At 50.8% G+C, this 7,290-nt stretch carries 11 protein-coding genes; 5 read left to right on the top strand and 6 right to left on the bottom strand.

Annotated features, from left to right (window positions below):
• The 3 genes from BFF42_RS08330 to BFF42_RS08320 all read left to right on the top strand — a co-directional run.
• A partial coding sequence (locus BFF42_RS08330; RefSeq protein WP_000474469.1) for an IS1 family transposase occupies positions 1-256 on the top strand: 256 nt, incomplete at its 5' end.
• Positions 253-558 carry a phage tail protein gene (locus BFF42_RS28235; RefSeq protein WP_072037230.1) on the top strand — a complete coding sequence of 102 codons (306 nt, stop codon included), beginning with the start codon at positions 253-255 and terminating at the stop codon, positions 556-558. The genes BFF42_RS08330 and BFF42_RS28235, both read left to right, overlap by 4 nt.
• A 2-nt stretch (positions 559-560) precedes the next feature.
• On the top strand, positions 561-1,094 hold the full coding sequence (locus BFF42_RS08320; RefSeq protein WP_000972139.1) for a tail fiber assembly protein: 534 nt from the start codon (positions 561-563) through the stop codon (positions 1,092-1,094).
• 28 nt (positions 1,095-1,122) lie between these two features.
• On the opposite strand, the gene BFF42_RS08315 is transcribed toward BFF42_RS08320, so the two are convergent.
• Both BFF42_RS08315 and BFF42_RS08310 read right to left on the bottom strand, forming a co-directional pair.
• Positions 1,123-1,650, bottom strand: a complete 528-nt coding sequence (locus tag BFF42_RS08315; RefSeq protein WP_039060546.1) for a tail fiber assembly protein — start codon at positions 1,648-1,650, stop codon at positions 1,123-1,125.
• A 3-nt stretch (positions 1,651-1,653) separates the two neighbouring features.
• Positions 1,654-2,490: a phage tail fiber protein gene (locus tag BFF42_RS08310; RefSeq protein ID WP_039059818.1), complete on the bottom strand. Its 837-nt coding sequence runs from the start codon at positions 2,488-2,490 to the stop codon at positions 1,654-1,656.
• A 104-nt stretch (positions 2,491-2,594) separates the two neighbouring features.
• On the opposite strand from BFF42_RS08310, the gene BFF42_RS08305 reads away from it, so the two are divergent.
• Positions 2,595-3,194 carry a recombinase family protein gene (locus BFF42_RS08305; protein ID WP_000905061.1) on the top strand — a complete coding sequence of 200 codons (600 nt, stop codon included), beginning with the start codon at positions 2,595-2,597 and terminating at the stop codon, positions 3,192-3,194.
• 28 nt (positions 3,195-3,222) lie between these two features.
• Here the strand turns inward: BFF42_RS08305 and BFF42_RS08300 are convergent, their stop codons facing one another.
• The 4 genes from BFF42_RS08300 to BFF42_RS08285 are packed head-to-tail and all read right to left on the bottom strand — an operon-like array spanning position 3,223 to position 7,056.
• Positions 3,223-3,711 carry a phage tail protein gene (locus tag BFF42_RS08300; protein WP_000979945.1) on the bottom strand — a complete coding sequence of 163 codons (489 nt, stop codon included), beginning with the start codon at positions 3,709-3,711 and terminating at the stop codon, positions 3,223-3,225.
• A gap of 12 nt (positions 3,712-3,723) precedes the next feature.
• Positions 3,724-6,531, bottom strand: a complete 2,808-nt coding sequence (locus BFF42_RS08295) for a phage tail tape measure protein (protein WP_039060544.1) — start codon at positions 6,529-6,531, stop codon at positions 3,724-3,726.
• Positions 6,518-6,673 (bottom strand): GpE family phage tail protein, encoded by a 156-nt coding sequence (locus BFF42_RS08290; RefSeq protein ID WP_039059815.1) that lies wholly within the window; start codon positions 6,671-6,673, stop codon positions 6,518-6,520. The genes BFF42_RS08295 and BFF42_RS08290 overlap by 14 nt, the downstream gene beginning before the upstream one ends.
• 8 nt (positions 6,674-6,681) lie before the next feature.
• Positions 6,682-7,056, bottom strand: a complete 375-nt coding sequence (locus BFF42_RS08285) for a hypothetical protein (protein ID WP_000651580.1) — start codon at positions 7,054-7,056, stop codon at positions 6,682-6,684.
• Between the two features lie 168 nt (positions 7,057-7,224).
• On the opposite strand from BFF42_RS08285, the gene BFF42_RS08280 reads away from it, so the two are divergent.
• Positions 7,225-7,290: IS1 family transposase (locus tag BFF42_RS08280; protein WP_096257578.1), on the top strand; the 66-nt coding region annotated here is incomplete at its 3' end.

Raw genomic sequence — 7,290 nt, 5'->3', positions numbered from 1 at the left:
GGGGCGTCTTATGAGCTTGCTGTCACCCTTTGACGTGGTGATATGGATGACGGATGGCTGGCCACTGTATGAATCCCGCCTGAAGGGAAAGCTGCACGTAATCAGCAAGCGATATACGCAGCGAATTGAGCGGCATAACCTGAATCTGAGGCAGCACCTGGCACGGCTGGGACGGAAGTCGCTGTCGTTCTCAAAATCGGTGGAGCTGCATGACAAAGTCATCGGGCATTATCTGAACATAAAACACTATCAATAAGTTGGAGTCATTACCGGGTTGAATTAGGTTGGTCAGATTTCTATACCACGACACGAAAACCTTCAGCGGGAGATGTTGGTGCATATACGCGGGCAGAATGTAACTCAAGGTTTATTACAGGTATTCGCCTTGGCGGTCTGTCATCTGTTCAGACATGGAATGGTCCCGGCTGGTCTGACAGGTCAGGTTATGTCGTTACGGGTTCAGTTAACGGAAACCGTGATGAATTAATTGATACAACACAGGCAAGGCCAATTCAGTATTGCATTAATGGGACGTGGTATAACGCGGGGAGTATTTAACGATGATGCACTTAAAAAACATTACTGCTGGCAACCCTAAAACAAAAGAGCAATACCAGCTAACAAAGCAATTTAACATCAAATGGCTTTATTCAGATGATGGAAAAAACTGGTATGAGGAGCAAAAGAATTTCCAGCCAGACACTTTGAAAATGGTCTATGACCATAACGGCGTTATTATTTGTATTGAAAAGGATGTTTCAGCAATTAATCCGGAAGGCGCAAGCGTCGTTGAATTACCTGATATTACAGCAAATCGCCGGGCTGATATTTCGGGGAAATGGTTGTTCAAAGATGGCGTAGTGATAAAGCGAACTTATACCGAGGAAGAGCAGAGGCAACAAGCGGAAAATGAAAAGCAAAGCCTGTTGCAACTTGTCAGGGATAAAACCCAGCTATGGGACTCACAGCTACGGCTGGGCATCATTTCCGACGAGAATAAACAAAAATTAACCGAGTGGATGCTCTATGCGCAGAAAGTCGAATCTACAGACACCTCCAGCCTGCCAGTAACGTTTCCCGAACAACCAGAATGAGAGAAGGCCCGATATTGGGCCTTAATTTTTACTCAGGCTTTTGTGGCCATTCGGGATTTGCTGTATCCACACGGCTGACCAGAACGCTGTAGCGTTCCCATGACTCCAGTCGTGTGCGTTCCTCATCCATCGCCATATTCAGCCCGACAGCGCGTTCCAGTGGCTGAATAACGCTTTCAGCTTCAGAAAGCAACGCGACCTTTTGTGATTCGGCCTGTTGTTGCTGTTCGTCTGCTGTATAAATCCGCTTAACCACAGTTCCGTCCTTAAACATCCACTTCCCTGAATCATCGGCGCGACGATTGGCTGTTATATCTGGAATCTCAACGACACTAAAGCCTTCGGGATTAAGCGTTGAGGCATCTTTGGTTATGGCAACAATAATATTATTTTCGTCGTATACAATCTTTATGGTGTCGTCCTGAAAGTTATTTACTTCCTCATACCAGTTTTTACCGTCTTCTGACCATAACCAGATAACATCAAAATTCTTTGTTAGCTGATATTGTTCTTTTGTTTTTGGATTTCCGGACTTAATATTTTTTAAATGCTGCATAATTTACACCTGTGCGACGTTATACCATGTGCCATTGATGTATTTTTGTATTGGTCTGAAGATGGCTTCATCATCGCCATCTACTTCACCAATGATTCTTAATCCGGTAATTGCGTGTCCGGCTTTTTCATAACGACCACCACGCGCCATCAATTGAACAACACGCGTACCCAGGCGAACATCTTTTACATAGCGTGAATCAAAATTCCCCCAGTTGCTGGGCTGTATCTGACCGTTAACAGAAAATATTACCGAGTTATCTGTATTTCGCTGGCTATAGAAATGCCATCCTGCCTCATCGCCTAACTCTGCAACTACTGGACGGGTTGAAGCACCCCATAAATTAAACGTTGCATTCTTTGTGAAGTTGTTGGAGCTGGATAGCGTGAATTTTTTACCATCCCCGGCCTGAATATTTTTAAAAGCAATAGCCACTCCATTCTGAAAGCGGAATACACGCTGACTATTAGCATAAACATCCAGAATACCGTCTCCATTCTGTTTAAATCCGGTGTCATTATCACCAAGAACAATAGAGCTACCACCTAACGCATTCGTCGAACCAACTCCAAGACTGCCATTAATGACAGCATTAACAAGAATATTTAGTGCATCCCATTTCAGCGTCATCAGGTCTTTTGTTGTGGTGCTCTGGCGGCTTCTCCATTTGAAATATTCATTGCCGTTGTCGCCTGTTTCAAACCACATGTATGAATCAGTGTCACCATCGGCATCATTTTTAAATCCAATCTTCGCCCAGTCAGTATTTCGAATCCAGGCAAGGATTGAGTCATTTTCAAAAGTAAGCCCACCGGACAAGGTATCGCCATTTTTTTGCACGGCGTTACCAGCCCTGTTTACCGTTTCCTGTAAACCGAGGTTTTAAATAATGGCCGTTTCTGGCCTGCATGGCATGATTTGCGCTTTTGGACGGGAGATTCAGTGTGCTGATTGGCTATGTAAGGGTATCAACAAATGACCAGAATACAGACCTGCAACGAAACGCTCTTGTTTGTGCAGGATGTGAACAAATATTTGAAGATAAATTAAGCGGGACAAAGACAGACCGACCGGGATTAAAACGCGCTTTAAAGCGCCTTCAAAAAGGTGACACGCTGGTTGTCTGGAAACTGGATCGCCTCGGGCGAAGCATGAAACATCTGATTTCTCTCGTCGGGGAACTACGGGAGCGAGGGATTAATTTTCGCAGTCTGACCGACAGCATAGACACATCTTCTCCAATGGGGCGTTTTTTCTTCCACGTGATGGGTGCCCTGGCTGAAATGGAACGTGAATTAATTGTTGAACGTACACTGGCCGGGCTGGCGGCAGCGCGCGCAAGGGGGCGCACAGGCGGACGTCGACCGAAGCTGACAAAAGAACAGCATGAGCAAATAGCAAGGCTAATCAAAAACGGGCACGACAGAAAACAACTGGCAATAATTTACGGCATTGGCACATCGACGATTTATCGTTATCACCCTGTAGGCGATATACAGACTGAAGAAACAACCGGGCAGACTCAGGAAAATGAAAACCGCTAATCTGACCATTAGCGGTTTTTGTGTTAAATCAGAACAGCCCTTTAACTGAACTGGCCGCGCTGTTAAGAGATGATGTCACCTTATCTTTGAAGCCGGACAGCATATCACTGAACGATGAGGATTGCAGGCGCTCCCGCAAATCCTCATCACAGCGTTCAAGAGTCAGTGAAAATTCTATCTTTTTCGCCTTACCGTAGCGATCAAACTCGGAGCGGGTCGTATTCGTTTCAGTCAGGACATACATGCCGTAAATCTGCCCGACGCCATCAATCAAAGGCCAGGGTCGTCCTGTATACGCCTGCGTGGTCAGCAGCGACAGCGACACTTCGCCACCTGTAATTTCAGGATAAAGCACACCAGAAAGAACGATGCGATCATCACCTGCACCGATATACTGCCAGCTTGCTGAACGGTTAACGCGTTCATTTTTCACATGCCGCCAGCTTTTGTTTTGCTGTAACTGCTGATGCGGCAGCGTGCGCAGCTCAAAAACAAACATGCCGTAGATCATCATCATGGCCATGACTCCTCAATCTTTATCGTAAAAACAGCCACGCCCGGCACGGGCGCGCCGTTCCATTTCTGCCCTGACCATTTCACCGACCAGTTTCGCCAGTTCGCGGGGATTCTGCGTAACAACGTTATGCAGATGAACATGAATTTCACCACCAAATCCGGAGGCAACAGGCTCCCGGTTACGGGAAGTTACAGGAACTGATGCCACTGGAGATCGTATAGCCTCCGCCACCGGGCGGGAGCTGGCCGCAACAACAGGGACCAGCGCCGGAGGCAGCGGAGCCGGAACCACGGGTGTGATATTAATTGCGGGGGCAGGCTTACTGACCTGCGCAATCTTCCGCTCCTGCCACTCCCCACGAACAGCAAGTGCTCGGGGCAGGTTTTTAAAGACAATATCGCCGGGGCCAATGCGTTTTTTCGTCTCCTCAACCAGCTTACCTGTGTTATCAGCAATTTTGCTGAGTCTGCGCAGCGTACCGGTATTGCTGTCTGTGAGCGGTTTATTGTCTTTGGGGTTATCACCTCCGGTGCCATTGCCATTTTCCACAGGCTTCGGCGGATTGATTTTCGCCAGGTCCCCCTGAAGCAAGGCAACCTTGTCCTGAAGAATGGCCGCACGCTGTGCGTCTTCGATTTTCTTGCGCGCCCTTTCCGCTTCATCCGGAAGCACACCAAGCTTTTCAAGTATCCACGCCAGCGTATCCAGCAACATTTTTGCAGGTGTCAGAACAAGTTGTAACGCACCGCCAAGAACGTTACCGAATATCTCGCCAGCACTGGTACATTTATCCAGAGTTTCCTTGCTGGACTCCATCGGTGACAGCAGCGATTTAAACCAGTTAAACACCTGGCTGATCCCACTCCCGATTGCGTCAAAAACAGGACCAAACCGTTCAAATGTTTCGCGCAACGGGGTCAGCCTTTCCATAATCCCGCTGAACACCCCGGCAAAAAATGCCCTGATGGGATCCCAGTATTTCCAGATAAGAACGGCAGCTCCGGCAAGCGCAGCCACGATAAGACCAACCGGACTGAACAACGCCCCGATAGCGCCTCCCAGTAAAGAAACGGAACCCGTCACCATTCCCCATAGTGCTGGCAGAACCCTGACAGCATTCATTGATCCGGTCAGGAGGGAAAAACCAAGACGCAGTTTTGCCAGCGGGCCAGCAAGCACACCAATAGCCAGCGACAACGAGCCAACCGTTGCAGTCATTGCCAGCAATGCACCGCCTGCAATCAGTAGCTGGCGCGTCAGTGCGGGATGGGCCTGCGCCAGCGCCGTCACCTTTGATACCACACGCGTGAGCCACTGCGTGACAGAACGCAGCGGACCGTCAATCAGATCTGCAATGCGGATGCGCAACCCTTCCCATGCACTGCTGAGTGATTTCAGATCGCCGTCAAGGTTGTTGGCCATAACCTTTGCCGTGCGTTCAGCCTCACCGCGCGCGCCTTCAAGTTCTTTTCTCAGTTTGGGTAAGGAGCCGTCACCTGCCGCATCAACGAGGGCCATAAATGATGTGAAAGCCTCTTCTCCGGCAATGTCCTTAAAGAACGATACCCGGTCAACTTCCCCGTATTTGCGGGTAGCTTTATAAAGGTCAGCCAGCACATCCTCCATCGGGCGCATTTTGCCCCCGGCATCCGAGACAGACACGCCAAGCTCTTTCAGCGCCTCTGCTGCCGCCTTTGGCGGTGATGCCAGACGAGCCAGGCTGGCACGCATTGCCGTACCAGCATCACTCCCCCTGATACCCATATTCGCCAGCACGCCCGCCATCGCTGCGGCCTGCTCCAGAGATATTCCCAGCTTACCCGCCACCGGACCTGCATATTTCATGGTTTCACCCAGTGCGCGAAGGTCAGTGTTGGTACGGGTAAACGCTGCGGTGAGTGTGTCGCCGACCCGGTCCATCTGGTCAGCAGAAAGACCGAACTGCGTCAGAATATTTGAGCCAATATCCGCCGTCTCACCGAGGTCCATACCGCCAGCCGTTGCCATGCTCAGTACGCCAGGGAGCGCAGCCTGAATGGCCTGTGGTGTAAAGCCAGCCATTGCAAGAAATGCCTGTCCACTGGCGGCATCGCCTGCGGTGAACTGCGTTTCAGAGCCAAGTTTTAACGCCTGCTCACGCAGCGCCTTAAACTGCGGGCTGTTCTGGTCGATTCGCGTCAGTGCCTGAACGCGGAACATCTCTTTGCCGAACCCGATCGCAGGCTGCAAAAAACGCCCGGCAGCATAGCCGCCCGCCGCTGCCGCACCAATTGCCAGCGCACCACCTGTTTTCAGTTTTCCCGCTGTTTCCTGCGCGCGCGAATACCGCTCACGCGCCCGTGTTACACGCGCAAGCGCCTGCCGTTCGCGTTCAAGCTGGTTGTTGTACTGTTCGGTGCGTCTGATGGCCTGCTGGATGGTGTTATCGCTGCCTGTCAGGGAAATGCCGTGGCGTTTCAGCTCTCCGCCAAGCTCCCGCATTTTCTGAATTTCCCGTGTGCGCGATTCATTCAGGCGTTCAAGCCGGGTGCTTAACTGCTGCATCAGCTTTTGTTGTTTTTCGCTGAGCACTGTACCCGTGCGTTGTAACTGATTAAGGGCGTTAAGCTGGCGTCGTGCTTTCACGATGCCCGCATCCGCTTTACTGACAGCGTCACGGGCGCGCTCAAATGATCGCGCCTGACGCTCGAGATTTTTGATCGCCCCCTGCGTTCGCTGGATGGAGTCACCAAACTGCCCCATCAGGCGGCGGGCGTTTTCGGCAGGCCGGGTCAGCCTGTCAACGGCGCTGAAAGCGACCCGGATATCAAGAGTCTTCATTGTCTGCATTCCCGCTACGAAGTGCCGCTCGCTCACGCCAGCTAACCACTTCGCAGGGCGTCATCATGAAGATTTCGGCGGGCGACCAGTTAAAAATGGCGGCAATATCCGCCACCAGATCTTCGATGTGCTCAAAGCACACCAGGGTGATTACGCTGCCGTCTCCTGCACGCTCTTCGCGCCAGAGTCTGGCTCGCTCATAAAATTTACAGCCACAGCGCACAACTGAATAAAATCGCGTGACGACATTTTTTTAATCATCACTTCATCCAGTCGTGGCGAGGTCACGCGAGGCAACAGCGTGAACATGGTATCCGCTTTCAGATTCAGCACATCAGACAGCGACAGACCACGCAGGGATCCAGCCTGCTCAATAGCCCCGGTGATCTCCACATACGTGATTTTTTCGCCACCACGCTCAATTGGTCGGGTCAGTTTTACGCCACGTTCGACAGCCATATCCTCAACTGCCGTCACATTATCCGCCACGGTGTTATTCCGGGTTTCAGTATCGATGTCTTTCATCTGTTGTCTCCTTTTCAGTCAGAGGCGACGCACTGCGCCGCCAGCATATTACTTATCAGCCAAGCCCAAGCGCGGAACGGATGCGATCGGGCACAATGTCCTTGCCGTCCTTCGGTGATGCTGCCAACTTACTGATTTAGTGTATGATGGTGTTTTTGAGGTGCTCCAGTGGCTTCTGTTTCTATCAGCTGTCCCTCCTGTTCAGCTACTGACGGGGTGGTGCGTAACGGCAAA

Source organism: Shigella sp. FC1661 (assembly GCF_001712525.1).
Classification (GTDB): Bacteria; Pseudomonadota; Gammaproteobacteria; order Enterobacterales; family Enterobacteriaceae; genus Escherichia; species Escherichia coli.
This window is presented reverse-complemented; position numbering and strand designations above follow the sequence as displayed.

Excerpts from the sequence above, each read along its gene's own strand:
- BFF42_RS08320 (WP_000972139.1), top strand. The coding sequence starts at position 561 with ATGATGCACTTAAAAAACATTACTGCTGGCAACCCTAAAACAAAAGAG.
- BFF42_RS08315 (WP_039060546.1), bottom strand. The coding sequence starts at position 1,650 with ATGCAGCATTTAAAAAATATTAAGTCCGGAAATCCAAAAACAAAAGAA.
- BFF42_RS08300 (WP_000979945.1), bottom strand. The coding sequence starts at position 3,711 with ATGATGATGATCTACGGCATGTTTGTTTTTGAGCTGCGCACGCTGCCG.
- BFF42_RS08295 (WP_039060544.1), bottom strand. The coding sequence starts at position 6,531 with ATGAAGACTCTTGATATCCGGGTCGCTTTCAGCGCCGTTGACAGGCTG.
- BFF42_RS08285 (WP_000651580.1), bottom strand. The coding sequence starts at position 7,056 with ATGAAAGACATCGATACTGAAACCCGGAATAACACCGTGGCGGATAAT.